20 protein-coding genes are annotated in these 25,522 nt (G+C 38.7%); 19 read left to right on the forward strand and 1 reads right to left on the reverse strand.

Annotated elements, in window-relative coordinates:
- Nucleotides 1–15: 15 nt before the first annotated feature.
- The 12 genes from pseC to RCP16_RS21815 all read left to right on the forward strand — a co-directional run bounded on the left by pseC (nt 16) and on the right by RCP16_RS21815 (nt 15,851).
- Complete coding sequence (gene pseC / locus RCP16_RS21760) at nt 16–1,212, forward strand: UDP-4-amino-4,6-dideoxy-N-acetyl-beta-L-altrosamine transaminase (RefSeq protein ID WP_308641322.1); 1,197 nt, start codon at nt 16–18, stop codon at nt 1,210–1,212.
- Between the two features lies 1 nt (nt 1,213).
- Nucleotides 1,214–1,684 carry a GNAT family N-acetyltransferase gene (locus RCP16_RS21765; protein WP_308641323.1) on the forward strand — a complete coding sequence of 157 codons (471 nt, stop codon included), beginning with the start codon at nt 1,214–1,216 and terminating at the stop codon, nt 1,682–1,684.
- An 86-nt stretch (nt 1,685–1,770) separates the two neighbouring features.
- On the forward strand, nt 1,771–3,816 hold the full coding sequence (locus RCP16_RS21770) for a sulfatase-like hydrolase/transferase (RefSeq protein ID WP_308641324.1): 2,046 nt from the start codon (nt 1,771–1,773) through the stop codon (nt 3,814–3,816).
- 52 nt (nt 3,817–3,868) lie between these two features.
- A complete protein-coding gene (gene aepX, locus RCP16_RS21775; protein WP_308641325.1) occupies nt 3,869–5,467 on the forward strand; it encodes a phosphoenolpyruvate mutase in 1,599 nt (532 codons plus the stop codon).
- Nucleotides 5,464–6,600: a phosphonopyruvate decarboxylase gene (gene aepY, locus RCP16_RS21780; RefSeq protein ID WP_371748143.1), complete on the forward strand. Its 1,137-nt coding sequence runs from the start codon at nt 5,464–5,466 to the stop codon at nt 6,598–6,600. The genes aepX and aepY overlap by 4 nt, the downstream gene beginning before the upstream one ends.
- Nucleotides 6,593–7,285, forward strand: a complete 693-nt coding sequence (locus tag RCP16_RS21785; RefSeq protein WP_308641326.1) for a class I SAM-dependent methyltransferase — start codon at nt 6,593–6,595, stop codon at nt 7,283–7,285. The genes aepY and RCP16_RS21785 overlap by 8 nt, the downstream gene beginning before the upstream one ends.
- Complete coding sequence (locus RCP16_RS21790; RefSeq protein ID WP_308641327.1) at nt 7,279–9,114, forward strand: 2-aminoethylphosphonate aminotransferase; 1,836 nt, start codon at nt 7,279–7,281, stop codon at nt 9,112–9,114. The genes RCP16_RS21785 and RCP16_RS21790 overlap by 7 nt, the downstream gene beginning before the upstream one ends.
- A 221-nt stretch (nt 9,115–9,335) precedes the next feature.
- The gene (locus RCP16_RS21795) at nt 9,336–9,533 is read left to right on the forward strand and encodes a cold-shock protein (protein WP_069328533.1); all 198 of its coding nucleotides are present in this window, start codon (nt 9,336–9,338) and stop codon (nt 9,531–9,533) included.
- Between the two features lie 445 nt (nt 9,534–9,978).
- Nucleotides 9,979–10,548, forward strand: a complete 570-nt coding sequence (hpf, locus tag RCP16_RS21800; RefSeq protein WP_069328532.1) for a ribosome hibernation-promoting factor, HPF/YfiA family — start codon at nt 9,979–9,981, stop codon at nt 10,546–10,548.
- Nucleotides 10,549–10,939: 391 nt separating this feature from the next.
- Entirely contained in the window at nt 10,940–13,393 is a 2,454-nt protein-coding gene (gene secA / locus RCP16_RS21805; RefSeq protein WP_069328531.1) for a preprotein translocase subunit SecA, read from the forward strand.
- Between the two features lie 192 nt (nt 13,394–13,585).
- Nucleotides 13,586–14,699, forward strand: a protein-coding gene (gene prfB, locus RCP16_RS21810; protein WP_137225364.1) for a peptide chain release factor 2 whose coding sequence is annotated in 2 segments (ribosomal slippage) — nt 13,586–13,657 and nt 13,659–14,699 — 1,113 coding nt in all. Because the reading frame shifts where the segments join, the coding sequence is not laid out codon by codon here.
- Nucleotides 14,700–14,954: 255 nt separating this feature from the next.
- Nucleotides 14,955–15,851, forward strand: a complete 897-nt coding sequence (locus RCP16_RS21815) for a YitT family protein (RefSeq protein ID WP_137225366.1) — start codon at nt 14,955–14,957, stop codon at nt 15,849–15,851.
- Nucleotides 15,852–16,040: 189 nt separating this feature from the next.
- Here RCP16_RS21815 and RCP16_RS21820 read toward each other — a convergent pair whose 3' ends face one another.
- Nucleotides 16,041–16,211 carry a hypothetical protein gene (locus RCP16_RS21820; protein ID WP_308641328.1) on the reverse strand — a complete coding sequence of 57 codons (171 nt, stop codon included), beginning with the start codon at nt 16,209–16,211 and terminating at the stop codon, nt 16,041–16,043.
- 430 nt (nt 16,212–16,641) lie between these two features.
- Between RCP16_RS21820 and argC the strand changes: the two genes are divergently transcribed.
- The 7 genes from argC (at nt 16,642) to argH (ending at nt 25,495) form a co-directional block, all read left to right on the forward strand.
- The gene (gene argC, locus RCP16_RS21825; RefSeq protein ID WP_308641329.1) at nt 16,642–17,694 is read left to right on the forward strand and encodes an N-acetyl-gamma-glutamyl-phosphate reductase; all 1,053 of its coding nucleotides are present in this window, start codon (nt 16,642–16,644) and stop codon (nt 17,692–17,694) included.
- A 150-nt stretch (nt 17,695–17,844) separates the two neighbouring features.
- Nucleotides 17,845–19,071 (forward strand): bifunctional glutamate N-acetyltransferase/amino-acid acetyltransferase ArgJ, encoded by a 1,227-nt coding sequence (gene argJ / locus RCP16_RS21830; protein WP_308641330.1) that lies wholly within the window; start codon nt 17,845–17,847, stop codon nt 19,069–19,071.
- A gap of 57 nt (nt 19,072–19,128) precedes the next feature.
- Nucleotides 19,129–19,932: an acetylglutamate kinase gene (argB, locus tag RCP16_RS21835; protein ID WP_308641331.1), complete on the forward strand. Its 804-nt coding sequence runs from the start codon at nt 19,129–19,131 to the stop codon at nt 19,930–19,932.
- A gap of 586 nt (nt 19,933–20,518) precedes the next feature.
- Nucleotides 20,519–21,772 (forward strand): acetylornithine transaminase, encoded by a 1,254-nt coding sequence (gene argD, locus RCP16_RS21840; RefSeq protein ID WP_308641332.1) that lies wholly within the window; start codon nt 20,519–20,521, stop codon nt 21,770–21,772.
- Nucleotides 21,773–21,796: 24 nt separating this feature from the next.
- Nucleotides 21,797–22,765: an ornithine carbamoyltransferase gene (gene argF, locus RCP16_RS21845; protein WP_308641333.1), complete on the forward strand. Its 969-nt coding sequence runs from the start codon at nt 21,797–21,799 to the stop codon at nt 22,763–22,765.
- A gap of 63 nt (nt 22,766–22,828) precedes the next feature.
- Nucleotides 22,829–24,079 carry an argininosuccinate synthase gene (locus tag RCP16_RS21850; protein ID WP_069328524.1) on the forward strand — a complete coding sequence of 417 codons (1,251 nt, stop codon included), beginning with the start codon at nt 22,829–22,831 and terminating at the stop codon, nt 24,077–24,079.
- Between the two features lie 9 nt (nt 24,080–24,088).
- Nucleotides 24,089–25,495, forward strand: coding sequence for an argininosuccinate lyase (gene argH, locus RCP16_RS21855; RefSeq protein WP_069328523.1), 1,407 nt, complete (start codon nt 24,089–24,091; stop codon nt 25,493–25,495).
- Nucleotides 25,496–25,522: the final 27 nt, after the last annotated feature.

Here is a 25,522-nt window from a genome sequence, read left to right on the forward strand (position 1 = left end):
GGGAGTCATAGTTTGATGACATCAAATAATGATATGCAGCATGTTACAAGAACAACAATGTTACCTTATGGGCAACAATGGTTGGATGATGATGATATTACAGCTGTTATTAAAGTATTAAAAGGTGATTTTATAACACAAGGCCCTGCTATACTAGATTTTGAAAATAAGGTAGCAACATACGTAGGAGCCAAATATAGTGTTGCCTTTACCAATGGTACAGCTGCTCTTCACGCAGCGTGTTTTGCTGCTTGTATTGGTCAAGGCGATGAAGTGATCACAACACCTATTACTTTTTTGGCAAGTAGTAATTGTGTGCTTTATCAAGATGCTACTCCTATTTTTGTAGATATTGATCCTAACACATACAATATTGATCCTGCCAAAATAGAAGAACATATTAATTCAGACACAAAAGCTATTATTGCTGTTGATTTTACAGGACAGCCTGTAGAGATTGATCGTATTTCACAGATAGCTAAACAACACAATCTAGTACTGATTCAAGATGCTGCTCACTCATTAGGCGCAGATTATGCTGATCGTAAGATTGGGGCATGGGCAGATATGACCATGTTTAGTTTTCACCCTGTTAAACATGTGACTACAGGAGAAGGCGGAGTAATTGTTACAGATAATGAACACTATTATCGTAAGCTTATTCAATTTCGCAGCCATGGAATGACTAAAGATCCTGACGAGTTATTAAAAGATGAAGGACCCTGGTATTATGAGATGCAGTCACTCGGTTACAATTATAGAATGACTGATATGCAAGCTGCTCTAGGTGCTTCCCAAATGAACAAGCTTGATTCATTTGTGCATAGACGTAGAGAAATTGTTGAGAAATATAATGAAGCTTTTGCAGATTTACCGGGCTTAATTCTTCCTTATCAACATCCGAATGCTCATTCCAGTTGGCACTTATATGTGACACGCTGGCTTCCTGAGTATTTTGATGCGACACGCAAAGATATTTTTGAAGATTTGCGAGATTTAAATATTGGAGTCCATGTCCATTATATTCCCGTATACCTTCAACCATACTATCAAGAATTAGGATATGCTAAAGGGTTATGTCCAATAGCAGAACAATATTATAGTACAGCTATAACGCTACCTATGTTTCCAAAAATGACAGATCAAGATATCGATGATGTGATTAATGCAGTGAAAAGTGTATATTCTCATCGGATTAAAAAGGAAATATAAAATGAGTGAAATTCAAATTAACTTTAGAGAGGTCATATATGAGGATATATGGCTTCTTTACAATTGGTCGAATGATCCTATAAGTAGAAAAATGTCATTTAATTCAGAACCAATTTCTCAAGAAGAACATCAACAATGGTTTGTAGCTGTTATGGAAAATCCTAATATCGTGATTCTTATTGCAGAAGTTGATCATAAACCTATAGGTTTTGTACGATTCAATATTTCAGATGTTGATGCTGTGATAAGTATAGCTATAGATCATTCTAAAAGAGGTAAGGGTTGGGCCATTCCTATGATTAATGAAAGTATTCACTATATTCAAAAAATAAAAAATATTAAAAATATTTATGCCTATATAAAAGAAGAAAACACACCGTCTATTCGTACATTTGTAAACGCTAAATTCTCATTAGTAGAGAAAAATAAAAAAAATGATTATTATTACTTGAAATTTAAATACTTTTTATAATGCGTATAGATAGCGTTCTTTCTAAATAAGATGAAGATTTTATAATCAAAATATGGTATGAACTGAAAAGAAACGAGATGACATCTATGAGAAAGTATCCTATTCAAAGTAATATTAAACAACTCAAACAATTGCATCAATCGATTAAAGCGGCTTTTCAAAACAATGACCCTGTTACTTTAGATAGTAATATCAACGATTATAAAGAGATAAATTCAGATGCCAATCTAATATCTATCCAAAGTAATTATTTTTTTCAAAAAGGGGATTATGATGCAGCAGAAGCTTTGATCAAAAATGGACTTGAGTCTCATCCGTTTCATTTTGATCTTCATCTTAATTTAGGTATAGTGTATGAACTGAAATATCAAATGGCTGAAAGTTATTATCAATATGTAAGAGCACTTAAATTTTCTTCTACGGATCAAGATCGTGAATTGATTGAAACGTATATCCATCGAATGAATCTGTTATTAGAAGAAATTTATGAAGGATATCCGCAAGAACTAATTGATATTTTGAAATACAGTAGTCGTCTATTAGATGAAAAAGATTATCGTGAATTCCCTTTAAATTCTCATTTTGAAAGTACTATTCGTTCTCCTAAAGCTGTAGGAACAAAAGATGAATACATGACGAATATGTATAGAACAATTAACATAGCTGATATTGGAACTCAAACTACACAAGCTTATCCAACAGAAAGTTTAAAAGGGAAGATTTATGATTCAGAGCATCAAATTGTTTTGACTCAAGCTTCGATATTACCGATATCTACTTTGGAGAAGAATACTTATATTGATTTTGAATTAAATAACAAAACGTATTCTTTTTCTAGTAATGATCTAAAATATAATTCTTTTCAATATTTACGATTTGATGAGACAGGTCTACTGAATATTGATATGAATAAACCTTTATTTATAGGGAAACCTATTCCAATTAAAGGTAAAGCTAGCAAGAAAAAATTAGTTTTTAACATATTTATAGATGGCGTATCAGAAGTTTTTTTACATGATAATAATCTAGAAACACTAATGCCACATACTCACCATTTTTTTGAAAATGGTTTTTATTCTAACAATTGTTATGCTACGAGTGAATGGACTTTGCCTAGTATAGCCAGTATATATACAGGCAAATACACAACGAAACATCATTTATATCATCCGGAATTTAATTATAATTTTGCAGATTATAGTAAAATGCTTCAGGAACATTTTGAAGAAGCAGGTTATATGACAACTCAAATTAGTGGAGATTGGCGAGTAACTCCAGCACATGGTTACCATAAAGGATTTGATCGCACGTTGTATCAAAACTTTATGGGCGGAATGGATTGTCGACAAGTTGTAATAGAATCTATTGAACAACTTGAAGCATTTAAAGATCAGAATAATTTTTTGAGTATTTCACTAAGTGACTTACATCATGTTCCAGATGAGGTCCATCATAATCTAGCTATTCAGACCCAAATCGATATTAGTCGACGTTTAAATATTAATAAAAAAGGTAGTACCACTGTATTAACATCTTATGATCAGAATAAATATTATAAATACGGACTTGAGCTTACACGTCTCGATTTCTATTTAAATATTGTATACACCTATATTAAGGAAAATTTTAATGATGAAGAGATTCTGGTTACATTATATTCAGACCATGGACAATCTTTTTTAAGTGAAGATTCGTTTCTTCTTAATAAAAGTAGAAGCAAGGTTCCCTTAATGATCAAAGGTGGATCTACACCTGTCGGAAAATCTGATGAATTGATATCTACGATTGATATTTTGCCTACACTGCTTCATTTAGCGAATCTACCGGCTGCTACAGATATTGATGGTCAATTGCCTGTGGTATTTGGTGGCGACACGGCTAGAACATTTACTTACACTGAAGCCATTCATCCGAATCAGACGTATAAAGCGGCATTGACTGATGATGTGCATCATATTTACTTTGAAAATGAAACGCCGATCCAAAATGATGGATTAATTGATCTGAATGAGTACACACTAAGACTGATCAATAAAGTTACAGGTGCAGACGAAACTGAATTATTACCTGATCGAGCAGATTATTATGAGCAGATGATATGGGAGCATATTCAGAGCAACTCGAAATTTTAATCAGATATTGTTTGAGACTCGCGACTAACTTAAAGAGAAGGATGAAATAGTAATGAGAAAAACGCAAATGCTCAAACAAATGATTACAAGTTCTGAACTTGATTTTATTATGGAAGCTCATAATGGGATATCTGCCAAAATTGTAGAAGAAGCTGGATTTAAAGGCATCTGGGGAAGTGGACTGACCATTTCAGCTTCCCTAGGTGTACGGGATAACAACGAAGCTTCTTGGACACAAGTTCTTGATGTAATGGAATATATGAATGATGCTACAACACTTCCTATTTTGCTAGATGGAGATACAGGTTATGGTAACTTCAACAATATGCGTAGATTGGTTCGGAAGCTTGAACAACGTGGCGTAGCCGGTGTATGTATAGAAGATAAATTATTCCCTAAAACAAACTCATTTATCTCAGGAGAAACACAACCTTTGGCAGATATTGAAGAGTTCTGTGGCAAAATTCAAGCGGCTAAAGAAACACAATTGGATGACGATTTTTGTGTAGTTGCACGCTTAGAATCATTTATTGCTGGCTGGGGACTAGATGAAGCTTTACGCCGGGCAGAAGCTTACCGTTTAGCAGGAGCAGATGCGATTTTGGTGCATAGTAAAAAGGCGGATAGTTCAGATATTGAAGCCTTTATGAAAGAATGGGGCAATCGCCATCCCATTGTCATTGTACCGACCAAATATTATTCTACACCTACTGATCAATTTAGAGATATGGGCATCAACATGGTGATCTGGGCGAATCATACGCTTCGTTCTGCTATTCAATCGATGCAACAGACTGTACAACAAATTTATCGTGATCAATCATTGATCAATGTAGAAGGTAAAATTACCACTGTTTCTGAAGTATTCAGCTTGCAAGGAGCAGATGAACTAAAAGAAGCAGAAAAACGCTATTTGCCAACATCCGGTAAAAAAATCAATGCGGTTATTTTGGCAGCAAGTCAAGGTAGTCTGGGTGAACTCACACAAGATACTCCTAAAACGATGTTGAAAGTGAATGGTAAGCCGATATTGAGCAGACAAATCGATGATCTGAACAAAGTAGGTATTAAAGATATTGCTGTTGTACGTGGATTTGCCAAAGAGCAAATTGCGTTAAATAATATTGCGACGATCGACAATGATCAATATGCTTCTACACAAGAATTGAGTTCTTTGTATCTAGCGAAAGACAACATAGCAGGCAGTGCTACACTGATCAGTTATGGCGATATTATCTACAAAAATTACATTTTGAATGATTTGTTGAATGACGAAAATGATATTACGATTGTGGTTGATGCTGATCCTGAATTGTCTGGCAAGCCACAAGATTTTGTAGTCAGTGAGAAGCCTTATTCGCGCAATATGTATTCAACAGCAGTGAAGTTAATCCGTATTAGTGAATCACAAGATTATACTTCATTTAATGGAGAGTTTATTGGACTCTGGAAAGTCTCGCAAAAAGGCGCTGAAGCTGTTAAAGAAACATTAGAACTATTAGCACAGCAAGTGAATTTCAATCAATTAACTGTGGTCGATTTGTTTAATGAATTAGTGAAAGAACACCCTGTAGCTATCAAATTTATTAAAGGAGATTGGCTTAATATTGATAGCATTGTTGATTTGCAAAAAGCAGGTGAATTGCTGTGATCGAAACGAAAGCATTTGGCGAAGAACTGAAGCATTTAGGGTTTGACTTTTTTACAGGTGTACCTTGTTCTTTTCTCAAAGACCTGATTAATTATGCAATTAATGAATGTGATTATGTAGGCGCTGCAAATGAAGGTGACGCTGTTGCTATTGCAAGCGGTGCTTATCTGGGAGGACGTAAAGCTGTAGTGCTGATGCAGAACTCTGGTCTGACCAATGCAGTCTCGCCTTTGACTTCACTAAATTATACGTTTAAATTACCCGTGCTAGGCTTTGTAAGTCTACGTGGAGAAGTAGGCGTTGCAGATGAGCCTCAACATGAGTTAATGGGGCAAATCACGACTCAAATGCTTGATCTGATGCAGGTGAAATGGGCATATCTTGCAGAAGAATGGGAAGAAGCCAAAGCTCAATTACAACAAGCAAATGAATATATTGCTCAAAATCAAACGTTTTTCTTTGTTGTCAAAAAAGGAACGTTTAATAAAGAAGCTCTACAACAATCTACTCATTTGAAAACCTACCAATCTGCTACAGTGAGTCGTCCTACCGATCAAGAAGACTCATTATTAACGAGATTCCAAGTATTAGATACGATTAATCGCTTGAAAGATTCCAATTCGATTCAATTAGCGACGACTGGATTTACAGGCAGAGAGTTATATGAAGTAGAAGATTCAGCTCAAAATTTATATATGGTCGGCTCTATGGGTTGTATCAGTTCACTGGGGTTAGGTGTTTCTTTAGCGCAACCTTCCAAAAAAGTGATTGCAATTGATGGAGATGGCGCTCTATTAATGAGAATGGGCAATTTAGCGACGAATGGACAATACGGCCCTAAGAATTTGCTTCATGTGGTACTGGATAATCAATGCCATGATTCTACAGGTGGACAAGATACGGTGTCTGCTACGATCGACTTTGCGACGATTGCTGCTGGATGTGGATACAGCCATGTTGAAGTGGTCTATACAATCGAGCAATTAGAGACTGCAATCACATTATGGCAACAACAGCCACAACTGACATTCATCTATATACCAACGACCAAAGGCGCCAAAGATAATTTGAGTCGTCCGAGTATTAAGCCTTATGAAGTGAAAGAAAGGCTGGTGAAGTATATCAATGGCTGATTGGAAAGAGATTTGGTCACGTACCCGACAACTTCCAGCAGAAAAACAAGATTTACAATTTTTAATTGAAGCAGATGGCTTTAACTCAGGTGCAGGCAAAATTGCTGCGCCTGATTGGCTAGCTTATATCGAATATGTCACTCAGTTAGCCCAGATTGTACCTAATGATTCTATTTATGAGATTGGTTGCGGTAGCGGCGCTTTTTTATATCCTTTTTATCAAAAAGGTCATGCTGTAGGTGGGATTGATTATTCTTCGAGTCTTATTGAGATTGCCAATAGGGTGATGCCCAATATGAACTTTGATGTTCAAGAAGCGTTACAATTAGATACTTCTCACTCCTCTGATGTAGTGATCGCTAATAGTGTGTTTCAGTATTTTCCTTCGTTGACGTATGCGACAGAAGTGATTGAACGTATGTATGCCAAAGCTAAGCGAAGAGTGATTTTGCTGGACTTGAATGATATTGCTTTTGAAGAAGAAGCATTGGCTATTCGTAAAGGGGCTTTATCCGAAGGCGAATATGAAGAAAAGTATAAAGGTCTGGATCATTTGTTTTATGATCGTCAGTTTATAGAGCAAGTGATGCAAGGCAAGCAGGCAAGTGTGCATTGTAGCGACCAGCAGATTGATAATTACGGTAATAACAAATTCCGATTTAATGTGGTGATTGAGAAATGGTAAATACAGCCGTTATTCTAGCAGCAGGGTTAGGCAGTCGGTTAAAAGAACGAACAACTCATCAACCTAAAGGATTTGTTGAAATCGATGGACTGGCGATTGTAGAACGTTCTATTCAACAATTACTGGCTTCAGGCATCACGCAAATTATGATAGGTACAGGTTATTTATCTGAATTTTATGAACAGTTGTCTGAAAAGTATCCAGCGATCACTTGTATTCATAACAAAGATTATCGGGATAGTGGAAGTATGTACACGTTATATCAAATGAAAGATGTATTAACGTCTGACTTTTTGTTGTTAGAATCTGATCTGTTGTATGATCCAGCAGGATTGAAATGTCTATTAGACGATACAGTTGAAGATATGATTCTAGCCAGTGGGACAACTCATTCTAATGATGAAGTGTATATCGAATATGATCATAATCATTTTTTAGTGAATATGTCCAAACAGCTAGCTGAATTGAAAAGTGCAGATGCTGAGCTTGTAGGCATTTGCAAAATCTCTATCGATACGTATAAGCGGATGTGCCAATGGTCAGCAGATGTGTTTGCAGTACATTTGAAATGGGATTATGAACAAGCGCTTGTAGCTGTAAGTCAGCACAAACCATTAATGGTATACAAATTAGAGCACTATGTATGGTGTGAGATCGATACCGAAGAACACCTTATACGGGCGCAAAATGAGATTTATCCTAAATTGCAACAGAAACCAAATGATACTGTACCTATTCGCCGTCATATTTTATTGAATCCGGGACCGGCTACCACAACAGATACAGTGAAATGGGCTCAAGTTGTACCTGATATCTGCCCGCGCGAGACTGAATTTGGTGAATTGATGAAATGGACAGCAGAGCAATTAACGTCTTTGGTTGCTCCTATCAATCAATATACAACAGTGTTATTTGGTGGATCTGGAACAGCTGCTGTAGAAGCTGTGCTTAGTTCTGTGATCGGTGAAGGGAAATTACTGATTATTAGTAATGGAGCTTATGGCGAGCGTATGGCTGAGATTGTAGAAGCTTATGGGATCGATTACGAAGTGTTCTCAAGTTCACCTATTCTACCTCTAGTGCTTGATGAGATTGAACAAGTCTTACAACGTAACCAAAATGTATTCACACATGTAGCTATCGTACATCATGAGACAACCAGTGGACTGTTGAATGATATTGATCGTCTAGGTCATATATGTGCACGTTACAATGTAGAGCTTATAGTAGATGCGATGAGCTCATATGGAGCGATCCCTATTGATATGAAGCAGAGCCAAATCTCATTTCTCATATCTAGTTCGAACAAAAATATTCAGGGCATGGCAGGGATTGGCTTTGTGATCGCTGATCGAGACAAGCTTCAAGCTCTACAACATCACACCCCTAAAAATTATTATTTGAATCTATATAAGCAATATGCCTATTTTGAGAAAACAGGGCAGATGCGATTTACTCCACCGGTACAGACATTTTATGCATTAAAACAAGCGATTATTGAAACACAACGTGAAGGTGTAGAACAACGTTATGCGCGTTATACACGTTCATGGGAAACGTTGATCAAAGGCTTGGATCAACTAGAGCTTGAGTATCTAGTACCTTTAGAACACCATTCCAAAATTATTACCACTATTCAAGAACCTGCAATAGCTGGATATGATTTTGACCATATGCATGATTATTTATATGAATATGGAATTACCATTTATCCGGGTAAAATAGGTCAATTATCTTCTTTCCGTATTGCAAATATTGGGGATATTAATCATCAGGATATCACGTATTTTCTTGAGAAATTAAAAGGGTATCTTGATACGATTCGTTAAAGTGAAATGGTCGCTTTAACAAGACTATTTACGAATAATGTTGAATATTGTATATTCAAATAGTGAAAATAATGAATTAACAATCGGAACAATATAATTGTAATAAAATACCATGAAAGTATTTACTTTACCAATTGACATTTACCCACCAAATTTGGTATATTTATAAATGTAGGCAATGTCTTACTCTACTTATTTGATAACGAAGGGAATGTTATTGCATGAATGGTAAAGTAAAATGGTTTAACGCAGAAAAAGGTTATGGTTTTATTGAGACTGATGAAGGCGGAGACGTATTTGTACACTTTTCTGCGATTCAAACTGAAGGTTTCAAAACGTTAGAAGAAGGTCAATCCGTAGAATTCGACATCGTTGAAGGCGCACGTGGACCACAAGCAGCTAACGTTATCAAATTATAATCATCCTTTTGGCATTTGCCGACCTACATAGGTATTATTGATGGTTACACATTTGACTATTACGCTAAGGCTCCGGAGACTCCGGAGTCTTTTTCTATGATGTGACAAGCTTATGAATAACTTAGGTACTTACTGATCAATAACTTTCAGTGATCTGTCACATAACAAGCGATTTAACAGGCAATAGATTGGTTAATGGAGAACAAGGGCGGCATAATAGATGAGCTATTTTCGATGCTATACGTGTTATAGACGAAAGTAGTTTTGAGGATTTTGCAAGCGTTTGACAGAAGTATCCTTATATATTCAGCTTTATCATATAAGGTCAGACGCGGGTACTCTGACGGCTATATTTGACAATGTAATGTCACTGCTAATTTGCACCAGTATCCTTTTTACATGCCGTTAACATCTATGTTATAATTCCCTAAAGGAGGAGTGCCTTATGAACTTTGCTATACGTGGTCAACAAATCGATGTTACTGAAGCTATGAAAGATTATGTGGACAAAAAGTTAGGCAGACTTGAAAGATATTTTGATTCACCTCCCGTTTCTGACGGAACGGTTACACTTAGTGTTAATCGTGGACAGCACACGGTAGAGGTTACTATCCCTCTCCCAGGACTTATTTTACGTGCAGAAGATCGCAGTGAAGATATGTATTCTTCAATCGACTCTGTAGTGGATAAGCTGGAACGTCAGATTCGCAAACATAAAACTAAATTAAATCGTAAATTCCGCCAAGAGGGAAGCTTGAAATCCTTCTTCGTAGAAGATCCTACGGCTGCTGCACTTGCTGTTGCTGAGGATGCGGATATTGAACATGAATTAGATGAATTGGAAGTTGTCCGTAACAAACGCTTCTTATTGAAGCCTATGGACGTTGAAGAAGCGATCTTGCAAATGAATATGATTGGACATACATTCTTTGTATTCTCCAACGTAGACACGCAAGAGGTAAACGTAGTTTATCGTCGTGATGATGGTAAATACGGACTTATTGAACAAGAATAACTTTTAATTGATATAAAATCAGAGCTTATCCTTCGGGATAGGCTCTTTTTGCGTGGAAAAATTGTACAACCCGCTCTACAGTACGGTATAATAAGACTTGAATGATTTAAGAAACATTTTGTGTTCTTTTGCGTAATAAGTAGAAGAAGTTCTCAAAAAACGATGACGAACATCATATGGATATAGTCAGGCACGGGATATATTGATCTTGTGCCCTATTGAAATTTTATCATATGTCAAAGAAGTATAGGAAATGCGCTGTTTTGTTGCGGCTTTTCCCTGAAACTGGTACAATTTATTGCAACTGAGGTTATTGAATAATCCCCCATAAGCGTTACGGTATTTGCATTATTCAATAATCTATCTCTGTTTTGCGCGAAAGGGGTAAACCATGCTAGGACTTGTAAAGAAAATTTTTGGCGATACCAATGAACGTGATGTTAAACGTCTATTGAAAACCGTCGAGATCATTAATAAAATGGAACCGGAATTTGAGGCACTGTCTCATGAAGAAGTGCAAGCCAAAACGGCTGAATTCCGCGAACGTCTGGAAAAAGGAGAAACACTGGATCAACTATTGCCAGAAGCATTCTGTACTGTACGTGAAGCTTCCAAACGTGTGCTAGGCATGCGTCATTTTGACGTACAATTGATCGGTGGTGTCGCTCTGCATGAAGGAAGAATTGCAGAGATGAAAACAGGTGAAGGTAAAACACTTGTAGGGACACTCCCTGTATATCTAAATGCACTTGCTAGTAAAGGTGTGCATGTGGTTACTGTTAATGATTATTTGGCTCAACGTGATAGTCTACAAATGGGTCGCATTTATAACTTCTTAGGCATGACTGTAGGGGTTAACCTGAACGGTATGCAACATGACGAGAAGCAAGCGGCTTATGCTTGTGATATCACTTATGGTACAAATAATGAATTTGGATTTGACTACTTGCGTGACAACATGGTGTTGTACAAAGAGCAAATGGTACAACGTCCATTGTACTTCTGTATTATTGATGAAGTGGATTCGATCTTGATCGATGAAGCTCGTACACCATTGATTATTTCAGGACAAGCACAGAAATCGACTGAATTGTATTTTGCTGCGGATCGCTTTGTTAAAACATTGAAAATCGAAGATGATTTTAATGTAGATATTAAAGTGAAATCGGTAGCTTTGACTGAAAAAGGGGTAGAAAAGGCTGAGAACTTCTTCGGACTTGAAAACCTGTACGATAATAAAAATGTAACGATCAATCATCATGTAGTACAAGCGCTTAAAGCAAATACGATTATGCGTCGTGATGTGGATTATGTAGTCGCTGATGGTGAAGTATTAATCGTTGATGAATTTACAGGTCGCTTAATGGCTGGTCGTCGTTATAGTGATGGTCTACACCAAGCGATCGAATCGAAAGAATCGTTAAAAGTACAAAACGAAAGTATGACGCTGGCTACAATCACGTTCCAGAACTACTTCCGTATGTACAAAAAGCTTGCAGGTATGACAGGTACAGCGAAAACAGAAGAAGAAGAATTCAAAAAGATCTACGGTCTAGAAGTACTTCAAGTACCTACTAACCGTGTGAATCAACGTGAAGACTTTGCTGATGTTGTCTATAAGAGCGAAGAAAGTAAATTCCGCGCTGTTGTCGACGAAATCGTTGTACGTCATGAGAAAAACCAACCGATTCTTGTTGGTACGGTATCGATTGAGAACTCTGAGCGTCTTTCTGAAATGTTGAAACGCAAAGGCATCAAGCATCAGGTTCTTAATGCGAAATACCATGCAGAAGAAGCAGAAATTATTGCACGTTCTGGTCAACCGGGTACAGTAACGATCGCTACCAATATGGCTGGACGTGGTACAGATATTTTACTTGGTGAAGGTGTAAAAGACACAGGTGGACTTCATATTATCGGTACAGAGCGTCATGAGTCGCGTCGTATTGATAATCAGCTTCGTGGTCGTGCCGGTCGTCAAGGTGATCCAGGTTCCACACAGTTCTATCTTTCTCTTGGTGATGAGCTGATGAAACGCTTCGGTGCAGATAATGTAATGAATATGATGGAGAAACTAGGCTTTGAAGAAGATCAGCCTATCGAAAGTCGTATGATTACACGTGCTGTTGAATCCGCTCAAAAACGTGTTGAAGGTAGTAACTTTGATATGCGTAAAATCGTTTTGCAGTATGATGATGTGATGAACAAGCAACGTGAAATCATTTACAAACAACGTCGTGAAGTATTAGAATCCGATAATATTCGTGAAGTTGTATTGCAAATGATCAAGCCTTGTATTGAACGTATCGTCGAAGTACATTGTAATGACGATATCCCTGAGAACTGGGAACTTCAAGCGATTGCAGATTATGTAAACAATAACTTCTTACAAGAAGGTACTATTACAGAACAAGAACTACATGAGCAAGAAAAAGAAGAGATGGTTAACTATCTGTTCGAGCGTGTAGAACTTCGTTACTTGCAACGTGAAAAAGAAATTGGCGAAGAAATGGTTCGCGAATTTGAAAAAGTAGTCGTTCTTCGTGCAGTTGACCGTAAATGGATGGATCATATTGATGCGATGGAACAATTGCGTCAAGGTATTCATCTTCGTGCTTATGGTGGTACAGATCCTTTGCGTGAGTACCAGTTCGAAGGCTTCGAAATGTTTAACCAAATGATCGCTGAAATTCAAGAAGAAGTCGCTACTTATGTGATGAGAGCACAAATTGCAAGTAATCAGGAACGCGAAGCCGTTGTAGATGAAAGCAAAATGAGCACAAGCGGTGGCGAAACAGCTGAAAAACGTCCTTCTCGCGAAGAACGTCGTCGTAGACGTAAATAATTCATAATCAATTGAATACAAATATCTAGATTTGTTGTATCCCAAGAGACACTCACCATTATCGTGGGTGTCTCTTGTTGGATCAATGAATCGCTATCTATAACGCTTGGAAGTAAAAGCGTTAATGGTTTAAATAAAAGAAGATTTTTGCACAGCAAAATATCTATTCATTATGAAGAGGTGAATGTACCAATGATCGATCCGAGTATAAAACATGATTTACGTGAAATGGCTACCAAATTATCTAACCTTAGGGGGTCTCTTTGACTTAGACCTGAAGCGTGAGCTGATTGCTAACTTTGAAGAGAAAATGTCTGCACCCGGCTTCTGGGATGATAACGAATCGGCACAAGAAGTCATTTCTGAAATGAATGCTGTTAAAGGTGCTGTAGATGATTATCTAGAGCTTCAACAAGAGCATGATGATGCTAGCCTAATGGCAGAATTAGCGGATGAAGAAGATGATGAATCACTGGCTAAAGAAGTAACCGAAAGTGTGAAAAAGCTTGTTCGCAAAATCGAAGCTTTTGAATTGCAGTTACTATTAGATGAACCTTATGATAGCTTGAATGCTATCTTAGAACTTCACCCAGGAGCAGGCGGAACCGAGTCGCAGGACTGGGGCGAAATGTTACTCCGTATGTACAGACGTTGGGCAGAGAAAAGTGGCTTCAAAGTGGAAGTTATGGATTATCTTGCTGGCGATGAAGCTGGAATTAAAAGTGTAACGTTGCTAATCAAAGGACATAACGCTTACGGTTATCTCAAAGCTGAAAAAGGGGTACACCGTCTTGTACGGATATCTCCGTTCGATTCTTCAGGTCGTCGTCATACTTCATTTGTGTCTTGTGATGTGGTGCCAGAGATTACGAATGACTCTACGATTGAAATTCGTACAGAAGATTTGAAAATTGATACGTATCGTGCGAGTGGTGCCGGTGGACAGCATATCAATACTACCGATTCTGCTGTACGGATTACGCATTTACCTTCTGGGGTTGTTGTTACCTGTCAGAGTGAACGTTCGCAGATCAAAAACCGTGAACATGCGATGACGATGTTACGTTCCAAATTAGTAGAACGTAAAATTGAAGAAGAGCGTAAGCAATTGGATGAGATTCGCGGCGAGCAATCTGAGATTGCCTGGGGTAGTCAAATTCGTTCTTATGTATTCCATCCGTATAGCATGGTCAAAGATCACCGTACTTCTGTCGAAACAGGAAATATCGGTGCAGTAATGGATGGAGATTTAGATCCATTTATCGATGGATTTTTACGCAGTAAGCTCAAAATTGAAGTTGAATAATAATCGATCGTTTAAAGTCTGGTATGAGAGTTATCTTTCATATCAGGCTTTTTTTGTGCTTCAATTACGAAAATAGATCTACTTTTAGTCTATAGCGATATAAAGATTTCTATATTTGATTAAAAAGATGGTGGCGAAGCAAAACATCTCTGCTACACTACGGTACTGTATGTTCTTTTCAAATAAATAGGGTTGCGTTAGAATAAGAAAGCTATGTAACTTTATGCAAAATAATGAGTACAGGAGAATATAGAAATGATCATGCAACCTCGTACAGGACAACGCAGACGTAAACCACCAATGATTCCATTAACAGGACCTCTTCGCAACAGTTGGGATATTTTGTTGATTATCGTAGGGGCTTTTATTATGGCACTGACGTTTAACCTGTTTTTATTACCCAATCATATCGCTTCAGGAGGGGTCTCCGGGATATCGATTATTGTTAACCAACTGCTTGGGATCGAACCCGCTTATATTCAGTGGCTACTTAATATTCCTTTATTTATCGCAGGTGTTATTTTACTAGGTAGACAATATGGAATGCGTTCGTTAATCGGAACGATTGTGCTACCTTTATTTGTCTATCTGACGAGTAGTTTTCCTGTGCCTACCACTAACCCTTTATTAGCAGCATTGTATGGAGGGATCGGTGTGGGATTAGGACTTGGGATCGTATTTCGTGGACGTGGTTCGACAGGCGGATTATCTATATTAGCGCAAATTATTCAAAAGTATACGGGATTCAGCATGTCCTTTTGTGTGATTTTGACAGACGGTAGTGTTATTGTGTTTGCAGGATTATTACTCAAACCAGAACAAGCATTATATGCATTAATTAGTCTGTATATCACCAGTAAAGTGATCGATGCGGTAGAGCTAGGATTCAGTAACTCCAAAGTAGCGTATATTATCACCAACGATATTGAACAAATGCAAACAGCGATTTTGAATGATCTGGATCGTGGTTTAACAAAGCTTAATGGTGAAGGCGGGTATACTGGTGACGAACGAACCGTATTAATGGTCGTCATTGGACAAAATGAAGCCAGTCGCTTGAAAACCATTGTGCGCTCGGTTGATCCTGATGCTTTTGTGATTATTAGCAATGCCCAAGAAGTATTAGGCAAAGGATTCAAAATGACAGGATAAGGAAATAAAATATAGAAAAATCCTCTGAGCAATATCAGTAAAGAACTCGTTGTAAATGAGTTGGGTACTGAACAGCAAAGAGGATTTTTATTGGTGTATAGTATTATAAAAACACATCATAAATCTACTTTTAATCCATACGTATCTAAGTTTAAAGGATATACGTTAAAAAGAATTTTATGTTATGTACTATTTTGCTCTTTTTTTCAAAACATAGATGAGGGCATACACAACTGCTAAAATAGCTACACTTGCTAGACAAGCAAGTACAATCGAGATCGTGACAGTTCCACTTAATAAGTAACCCACAAGCAATCCTGTGAGAAAAGCAGAAATTAAATTAATCGCTATATTCCTCATCTACAGAATCCTTTCTCTTTATCAAATTGTATATCAAGTATTAAAATGAAATGGTAAATAATGTTTTATAGATATCATAGCACGATACATGTACAAATGAATAGCATAGATGAATAAGATCATTTTAACGATATAATTAGTAATATCAGTCAAAAGTATAGATTAAAAGTAAAAAAGACCTTTTCTGAAATTTAATCAGATAAAGGTCTTTTATTCGTATATAATACAACTAAAATAGATAAGACATCGTATAGATGCATAAAAGTAAGAAATTTATTCATAAAGTTGTATTTATATTAACATCGATGTATAATAATACACATCTTATTTATTCGGACTGAAATGGAAATCGTTGTTATGGAAATGGAAAATTGCTTATACATGGATACAGTAGATCGATGATCTTATTTGAGTACAGGAGGAGTTCAACTTGAATCCAACTAAACAAAGAGTAGCTATTGTAGGTTCCACCGGCTATGGCGGGGTGGAACTGATTCGTTTTTTACAGCATCATCCGCATGTCGAGATCACTTCGGTTATTTCTGCATCTAGCAGTGGATCACCCATGTCGGATCAATTTCCTCATTTAGGCGGAGTTATTGATATGGACTTAGACGGAGTCGATGCAGTAGCTACGGCTGCCAAAGCAGATATTGTATTTACCGCAACACCTTCAGGAGTGAGTAGCACTTTAGTTCCACAATACTTAGAAGCAGGGTTGAAAGTCATTGATTTATCCGGTGATTTCCGCCTCAAAGATAGCAGTACTTACGAGCAATGGTACAAGCACGATGCACCCGCAGATCACTATTTAGCAGAAGCGGTGTACGGATTATGCGAGCAAAAGGATAATGATGTACAAGATCAGCGTCTAATCTCGAATCCGGGTTGTTATCCTACGGCTACATTACTTGGATTAATGCCTGGTGTGGAAGCAGGATGGATCGATCATAGCTCTATCATTATCGATGCGAAGTCAGGTGTATCCGGTGCAGGACGTGGAACGAGCTTAACAAGCCATTATGCAGAAATGAATGAAAATTTTAAAGCGTATAAATTAAATAAACATCAACATATTCCAGAAATAGAGCAAGTATTGTCTGGCGTTACTGGAGAACCTGTGGTTGTCACGTTTAGTACTCAATTGGTACCGATGACACGTGGAATTATGACAACGATGTATGCAACGATCAAAGGCCAACATAATGAACAAGATTGGATCGATCTGTATCGTGAGTATTATCGTGATCGTCCATTTGTACGTATCCGCAAGCAAGGCAACTGGCCTTCAACAAAAGAAGTAGCTGGTTCTAATTATTGTGATATCGGATTTGCCGTAGATGAGCGCACAGGACGCATTACAATTGTGTCTGTGATCGACAATCTAGTCAAAGGCGCCGCAGGACAAGCGATCCAAAACTTAAATCGTATGATGGGCTGGGAAGAAACACTAGGTCTAAAAATGGTCCCTGTTTATCCATAGTGCTTGGTAGTATAAGCACGACCCAAGTCTAATAAGAAAAAGATTTTTGCAAAGCAAAATATCTAGTCCATAGTGCTTAGCAGTATAAGAATTAGCCAGTGTATAGCATTTAAAGTAGTTATTGTCGATCAGGAAGTGAGAGGAGATATCATGGCAGATCAGGGATTCAAAGTAGTTGAGGGAGGTTCTATCGTCACTCCCCGAGGATTTCAGGTAGGTGGATTGCATTGTGGTCTGAAAAAAACAGAGCGTAACGACTTGGGTGTTATTGTATGTGATGAACTGGCAAATGCAGCAGCTGTGTATACAACGAATCTTTTTCAAGCGGCACCGCTTCAAGTGACCCGCGAAAGTCTAGCACATGGAACATTACGTGCGGTAGTAGCGAATAGCGGAAATGCTAATGCTTGTACAGGCAAACAAGGGGAACAAGATGCATATACGATGCGTGCTCAGACAGCACAGTATTTAGGTCTTCACGAACATGAAGTAGCAGTAGCCTCTACAGGCGTTATTGGTGAATTGCTGAAAATGGATCGTTTATCTGCTGGAATCACTCGACTTCCTGCTCATATCGGCAAAACAGAAGAACATGCCGAAGCTTTTTGCCAATCGATCTTAACAACAGATTTAGTTAAAAAAGAAATCTGTGTGTCTGTGATGGTCGATGGACAAGAAGTGCATATTGCAGGAGCGGCTAAAGGATCAGGAATGATTCATCCAAATATGGCAACCATGCTTGCATTTATGACGACAGATGCCGTGATTTCTTCAAGTGCGTTACACCAATTATTAAGTCAGACCACAGATCAGACATTCAATATGATTACGGTGGATGGAGATACAAGTACCAATGATATGCTAGTTGCGATGGCAAGTGGCTTTGTTACACATAATGAATTAACACCAGAGCATCCAGATTGGGCTCATTTTGCTGCGGGATTCCGTAAAGTCTGTGAATATCTAGCTCAAGCGATCGCTCGTGATGGCGAAGGAGCGACCAAGCTAGTCGAAGTGGTCGTGACAGGAGCGATTAGTGAGCTATCTGCAAGAGCAATTGCCAAAACAGTTATCGGATCAAGTTTGGTTAAATCTGCAATGTTTGGAGCAGATGCTAACTGGGGACGTGTAATAGCCGCTGTAGGGCGCGCAGGCGAACCTTTGAATGTAGAGACCGTAGATATCCGCTTAGGCGATATCGTGGTACTGACAGGCTCTAGACCGGTTCCTTTTGACGAAGAAGCAGCACTGGCGTACTTACAAGGCGATAAAGTTGAAATCGTCGTGGATCTACACTATGGAAATGGACAAGCTATAGCATGGGGCTGTGACCTGACGTATGACTATGTACGTATCAATGCAGCTTACCGGACATAATAATTATCAACTACACATCCTATTCTAAGTTCAAATAAAGGTTAGGTGATACCAACAATGAGCGGAGCCAATACACGTACTTTTGTCATGAAGTGCGGAGGGAGTACACTTGCAGCATTACCGGATTCTTTTTTTACCGATTTAAATGAGATTCAGTTATCAGGCGTTCAACCTGTTATCGTGCATGGTGGTGGACCTGCGATCTCTGAGAACTTGAGCAAGTTAGGCATCGAAACTGAATTTGTCGGTGGATTACGTAAAACAACAGAAGAAGTGTTAGACGTAGTTGAAATGGTACTCTCAGGCAGTATCAACAAACAGATTGTACGACGTATCCAAAGTACAGGTGGCAAAGCGATCGGTATATCGGGTGTAGACGGTTCATTGATCCAAGCGAAGCCTGTAGCCAACTCAAGTGAAGTCGGGCTAGTCGGCGATGTGACGTATGTTGAAGCTTCGATTATTCAAGGTATTGTCGATCTAGGTTATATGCCTATTATCGCTCCTGTTGGCAGTGATGCGACCGGACAACGATATAACATCAACGCAGACACTGCTGCAGGTGCAGTTGCTTCTTTTCTAGGTGTACCACAAATGATCGTTGTCACAGACGTACCTGGAATCATGCGATCTGTCGACGGCATTAAACAAGTATTACCCCAAGTGTCTATTCAAGATATTGAGGACATGATCGCTACCGGAGAAATTTACGGCGGCATGATCCCCAAAGTCAAAGCAGCCATCGCTTGCATTCACGGCGAAGTACAAGAAGTCATCATCGTAGACGGAACCGAACCACAAGTACTCAGCCGTGTACTCAAAGGCGAAACCATAGGCACACGCATCATACGTAAAAATTAAAAATACAATCAAGCTAAGCCAACAATTAAATCATAGTTCAGATAGGCGATAAGCAGTATCTATTGTTAAAAATGCCTATTAATTTTAATTAGTACCTTAAAAGTATGCGATCTCATTCAAAGTATATGTAAAAATATTATTATTTATGGCTATATCCAATATTGTTATACGCAACTTAAAATAAATCTTTCAAAGACTGATCATATCTTCCAGAAGCACTAATCCAATTTCAATGTACTTTAACTAACCAACTTTTAAAATATTAAATCTATTTCAACTAACCCAAAATCCAAGAACTAAATCTAAACACTAAATCCAAGAACTTGAACTACCTTGCCACCCCACCTGTAAAATTAAAAACGATCTTAAAATGAAGTTATATGCACAGAGTGGAAAAAATGGATTTGATTCTGAAAGAGCGAAGCGCTCGCCTTTGAGGTGGTATCCTTACCGCAAAGCGGAATCAAAAGGATACCACCTCAACAGCGACGACAAGAACAAATCCATTTTTGGAACGGTGTTAGCATATCACCCCATTTTCATTCGTTTTTCAAATCACATATTAATTATGAGGAGCGTGACCAGCATGGCTAATCCGATCAGCAGTCAATCTGCACAACCAACGCACACTGAGCAATCTGAAAGTTCTTTATTTCCAACGTATGCGCGTTATCCTATCGCTTTTGCCAAAGGAAAAGGTAGTTATCTGTGGGATACTGACGGTAAAAAATACCTCGACTTTATGTGCGGTATTGCTGTGACGAATCTAGGTCATGCACCGGACACTGTTATTGATAAACTCAAAAATCAATTGGATCAATTGTGGCATACATCGAATCTGTTCCATATTCCCAATCAAGAACAAGCGGCACAACTCATAACCGCCAATAGCTGTGGAGATGCGGTATTTTTCTGTAATAGCGGAGCAGAAGCGAATGAAGGGGCAATCAAGTTAGCCCGTAAATATCAGCAAAAAGTTAAAGGTGAAGAACGTTACGAGATTATTACTTTCGGACAATCGTTTCATGGACGTACACTAGCTACACTGACAGCAACCGGACAAGATAAAGTGAAAGAAGGATTCCATCCATTGCCAGCAGGCTTTGTAACGGTACCTTTGCATGATCTGAATGCCCTCAAGTCAGCGGTGAATGAGCATACAGCAGCTATTATGATCGAAATGATTCAAGCTGAAGGTGGCGTCTATCCAGTAGAACCTGAATTTATGCAACATATTGTAGATCTGTGTAACGAGCACGGATTATTGTTGATCGTAGATGAAGTACAGACAGGTATGGGACGCACAGGCAAAATGTTCGCTTATGAGCATTATGGTATCGAACCGGATATTTTCACATTAGCCAAAGGGTTAGGAAGTGGCTTCCCAATCGGAGCATTGGTCGGTAAAGCATTCCTCAAAGAAGCATTTGTCGCAGGAAGTCATGGTTCTACATTTGGAGGTACACCTCTAGCAACAGCGGCTGTTATCGCGACGATTGAAACGATGCAAGAACAGAACGTAGTAGAACAAGCGGCTACGATGGGAACCTATCTACAAGAACAATTACAAGCGAAAATAGGCAACCATCCGTTTGTTAAAGATATTCGTGGTAAAGGATTATTGATCGGTATTGAATGTGATGGTCCTGTAGGCGAATTGGTTACAGTTGGGCAAGAAAAAGGATTGTTATTTATTACAGCAGGACCTAATGTGATTCGGTTGTTACCAAATCTTTTAGTGACTCAAGCAGAAGTTGATCAAGCAGTAGATATGATCAAAGATATTATCGAAGCGTATGCGCCGATTGTAAATAATTCAACGATCATCAATGGAAAATAAATCGAAATAAGGAGGTTCATATCCATGACAGATGCAGTATCGAAAAACAGTTCGTTAGAACTTAGTCATTTTAAAGGCAAAGATTTTGTAGAATTAAGCGACTATACCGCAGAAGAAATTCATTTTTTAATTGATCTAGCAATCGAACTGAAACGCAAGCAAAAAGCAGGAGAATCGTATCGTCCACTCGAAGGTAAAACAGTCGGATTAATTTTCGAGAAATCTTCGACACGTACACGGGTATCTTTTGAAGTCGGTACTTTTCAGCTAGGTGGACATGCTCTGTTCTTGAGTAAAAATGATATCCAAATGGGACGCGGTGAGATTATTGCAGATACAGCACGCGTGATGTCACGCTACCTCGATGGGATTATGATTCGTACCTTTGGACATGAAAATGTAACCGAACTGGCGAAATATGCAGATATTCCGGTTATTAATGGACTGAGTGATCTAGGGCATCCTTGTCAGGTACTGGCTGATTTCCAGACGATTGTGGAGAGCAAAGGGAAGCTTAAAGGATTAAAACTTGCTTATATCGGAGACGGTAACAATATGGCACACTCGCTAATGATTGGTGGCGCTCGTGTAGGATTGGACGTCTATGTAGCCACGCCAGAAGGATATGAGCCTGATCCAGAAGTAGTGAAACAATGTGAAGCCTTAGCCGCTGAAAGTGGAGCAACGATCAAAGTTGTTCGCGATCCGAAAGAGGCTGTTCAGGATGCAGATGTGATCTATACCGATGTCTGGGCAAGTATGGGCTTTGAAGAAGAACAGAAGATTCGTGAACAAGCATTTAAAGATTATCAGGTCAATGAAGAACTGGTAAGTCATGCGAAATCCGATTATATTTTCTTACACTGTCTACCGGCTCATCGTGGTGAAGAAGTCAGTGCAGGCGTTATTGATGGACCCAATAGTGTGATTTTTGATGAAGCAGAAAATCGTCTACATGCACAAAAAGCAATTATGGCGGCTTTGATCGGATAAAGTAAGATAGAATAAGAATAGTTCGATATATGGATATGAAGAAAGTGGAGGGAATACAACAACATGGCTAAAAATAAAATTGTACTTGCATACTCAGGTGGACTGGATACATCTATTATTTTGAAATGGTTAAAAGAAACATATGATGCAGAGATTATCGCATTTACCGCAGATATTGGACAAGCCGATGAACTGGATGGTTTGGAAGAAAAAGCATTAGCAACAGGAGCTTCTAAAGTCTATATTGATGATCTGCGTGCTGAATTTGCCGAAGATTTTATCTATCCAATGTTCCAAGCAGGAGCACTATATGAAGGACAATATCTACTAGGTACAAGTATTGCTCGTCCGCTTATTGCGAAGCGTATGGTTGAGATTGCGCGTGCTGAAGGTGCTATGGCTATCGCTCATGGTGCTACAGGTAAAGGAAACGATCAGGTTCGCTTTGAATTGAATGCAGCAGCTCTTGCTCCTGAGATCAAAGTCATCGCTCCTTGGCGCTTAGAAACATTCCGTGATCAGTTCCCGGGACGTGCTGAGATGATTGAATATGCTGAAAAGCATGGCATCACGGTAACAGCTTCAGCGGCAAAACCGTATTCAACTGACCGCAATTTGCTACATATCAGTTATGAAAGTGGTGTATTGGAAGATCCTAACTTTGATGCAAGCGCAGAAAGTAATAAAGATATGTTCTTGCTTAGCGTTTCTCCAGAAGATGCACCCGATCAACCAGAAATGTTAGATTTGGAATTTGAAAATGGAAATTGTGTAGCGCTAAATGGAGAGAAATTGACTCCACTCGCAGCGATGGAAAAATTAAATGAGCTTGGTGGTAAACACGGTATCGGTCGTGTTGATATGGTGGAAAACCGCTTTGTGGGTATGAAGAGCCGTGGCGTATATGAGACACCGGGTGGAACGATTCTATTTACAGCGCATCGCAAATTAGAATCTTTAACGATGGATCGTGAAGTGATGAGTCTACGTGATTCACTGATTACTCGTTATAGCAATCTAGTGTACAATGGCTTCTGGTTTGCACCGGAACGTCTAGCTTTACAAGCATTAGTGACTGAAAGCCAAAAAAATGTTACAGGTACAGTACGTGTGAAATTATACAAAGGTAATATTATTGCAGCAGGTCTAAGCAGTCCTTACAGTCTGTATAACCCTGAAATTGCAACGATGGAAGCTGATCCAACCAATGCTTATGATCAAGGGGATGCAGCAGGCTTTATCCAATTGAATGCTCTTCGTCTACGTGTAGGCGCAGGTGTGCGTCAAGCAGCGCAAGCGGATAAAGGAGAGTGAACCACAGCTATGAGTAAATTATGGGGCGGACGTTTTACCAAACAAACCAATCATCTGGTTGAAGAATATACAGCTTCAATCCACTTTGATAAAGCTTTGGCAGAAGAAGATATTCAAGGCAGTCTGGCACATGTCAGTATGTTAGGCAAATGCGGGATTGTACCTGCTGAAGATGTAGAAATCATCAAAAAGGGTCTAAACAAAGTACTCGATAAAATCCGTGCAGGCGAGATTCAATTTTCGGTGTCGGATGAAGATATTCATATGAATATTGAAAAGCATCTGATCGAAGAAATCGGTGCTGTAGGTGGTAAATTACACACTGGACGTAGTCGTAATGATCAGGTAGCGACAGATATGCATTTATATTTACGTAAACGTGTTGTAGAACTTACAGGTCTACTTCATGGATTACAAGAATCATTGATTACACAAGCGAAAAGCAATATGGATACGATTATCCCGGGCTATACGCATCTACAACGTGCTCAACCGATTCTTTTCCCTCATCATCTGATGGCGTACGTCTCGATGTTTGAACGTGACATTGATCGTCTGAAAGACAGCTATAAACGGATTAATGTATTGCCACTGGGTGCAGGTGCGTTAGCTGGAACCACATTCCCGATTGATCGTCATTATGTAGCAGAACAATTAGGATTCGATGGTGTATATGAGAACAGCCTGGATGCGGTTAGCGATCGTGACTTTATCGTGGAATTTTTAGCAGGTGCGTCTCTGATCATGACCCATCTTTCTCGTCTTTGCGAAGAATTGGTGTTATGGAGCAGTACTGAATTTAGCTTTATTGAATTGGATGATGCATTCTGTACAGGCAGCAGTATTATGCCACAGAAAAAAAATCCGGATGTAGCAGAATTGGTACGTGGTAAAACAGGTCGTGTATACGGTAATCTGATCGGATTACTGACTGTACTCAAATCGTTGCCACTTGCGTATAACAAAGATATGCAAGAAGACAAAGAAGGTATGTTCGATACGGTGGCTACGTTGGAAGGTGCACTTCAATTGTTCGCACCAATGATCGCTACGATGAAAGTAAATACAGGACGTATGCGTGAAGCAGTCAACAAAGACTTTTCCAATGCGACTGATATTGCAGACTTCTTGGTTGGTAAAGGTCTTCCTTTCCGTCAAGCTCATGAAGTGATTGGTAAAACGGTACTGTACTGTATCCAAGAAGGTAAATACTTACTGGATCTAACACTGGAAGAATTCCAAAACTTCTCCCCGTTGTTCGATGACAGTATCTATGCTGTATTGCAACCAGAAGCTGTAGTCAATGCACGTAATGTGTATGGCGGTACAGCAACTGTACAGGTCGCTGCGGCTATTGAGCGTGCTGAAGATAAATTAACACATACTGTGACATGGCTAGAAGGTCATGTGCAGTAGAATAAAGAGGCTAGAGTGATGCAAAAA

It is taken from the genome of Paenibacillus nuruki, from assembly GCF_963311185.1.
GTDB lineage: Bacteria > Bacillota > Bacilli > Paenibacillales > Paenibacillaceae > Saccharibacillus > Saccharibacillus nuruki.

Coding starts and splice junctions, on each gene's coding strand:
- RCP16_RS21795 (WP_069328533.1), top strand. CDS start 9,336: ATGAATGGTAAAGTAAAATGGTTTAACGCAGAAAAAGGTTATGGTTTT.
- argB (WP_308641331.1), top strand. CDS start 19,129: ATGAGCGGAGCCAATACACGTACTTTTGTCATGAAGTGCGGAGGGAGT.
- argJ (WP_308641330.1), top strand. CDS start 17,845: ATGGCAGATCAGGGATTCAAAGTAGTTGAGGGAGGTTCTATCGTCACT.
- secA (WP_069328531.1), top strand. CDS start 10,940: ATGCTAGGACTTGTAAAGAAAATTTTTGGCGATACCAATGAACGTGAT.
- pseC (WP_308641322.1), top strand. CDS start 16: ATGACATCAAATAATGATATGCAGCATGTTACAAGAACAACAATGTTA.
- RCP16_RS21770 (WP_308641324.1), top strand. CDS start 1,771: ATGAGAAAGTATCCTATTCAAAGTAATATTAAACAACTCAAACAATTG.
- argD (WP_308641332.1), top strand. CDS start 20,519: ATGGCTAATCCGATCAGCAGTCAATCTGCACAACCAACGCACACTGAG.
- hpf (WP_069328532.1), top strand. CDS start 9,979: ATGAACTTTGCTATACGTGGTCAACAAATCGATGTTACTGAAGCTATG.
- argF (WP_308641333.1), top strand. CDS start 21,797: ATGACAGATGCAGTATCGAAAAACAGTTCGTTAGAACTTAGTCATTTT.
- RCP16_RS21785 (WP_308641326.1), top strand. CDS start 6,593: ATGGCTGATTGGAAAGAGATTTGGTCACGTACCCGACAACTTCCAGCA.
- argH (WP_069328523.1), top strand. CDS start 24,089: ATGAGTAAATTATGGGGCGGACGTTTTACCAAACAAACCAATCATCTG.
- RCP16_RS21850 (WP_069328524.1), top strand. CDS start 22,829: ATGGCTAAAAATAAAATTGTACTTGCATACTCAGGTGGACTGGATACA.
- RCP16_RS21765 (WP_308641323.1), top strand. CDS start 1,214: ATGAGTGAAATTCAAATTAACTTTAGAGAGGTCATATATGAGGATATA.
- RCP16_RS21790 (WP_308641327.1), top strand. CDS start 7,279: ATGGTAAATACAGCCGTTATTCTAGCAGCAGGGTTAGGCAGTCGGTTA.
- aepX (WP_308641325.1), top strand. CDS start 3,869: ATGAGAAAAACGCAAATGCTCAAACAAATGATTACAAGTTCTGAACTT.
- RCP16_RS21820 (WP_308641328.1), bottom strand. CDS start 16,211: ATGAGGAATATAGCGATTAATTTAATTTCTGCTTTTCTCACAGGATTG.
- RCP16_RS21815 (WP_137225366.1), top strand. CDS start 14,955: ATGATCATGCAACCTCGTACAGGACAACGCAGACGTAAACCACCAATG.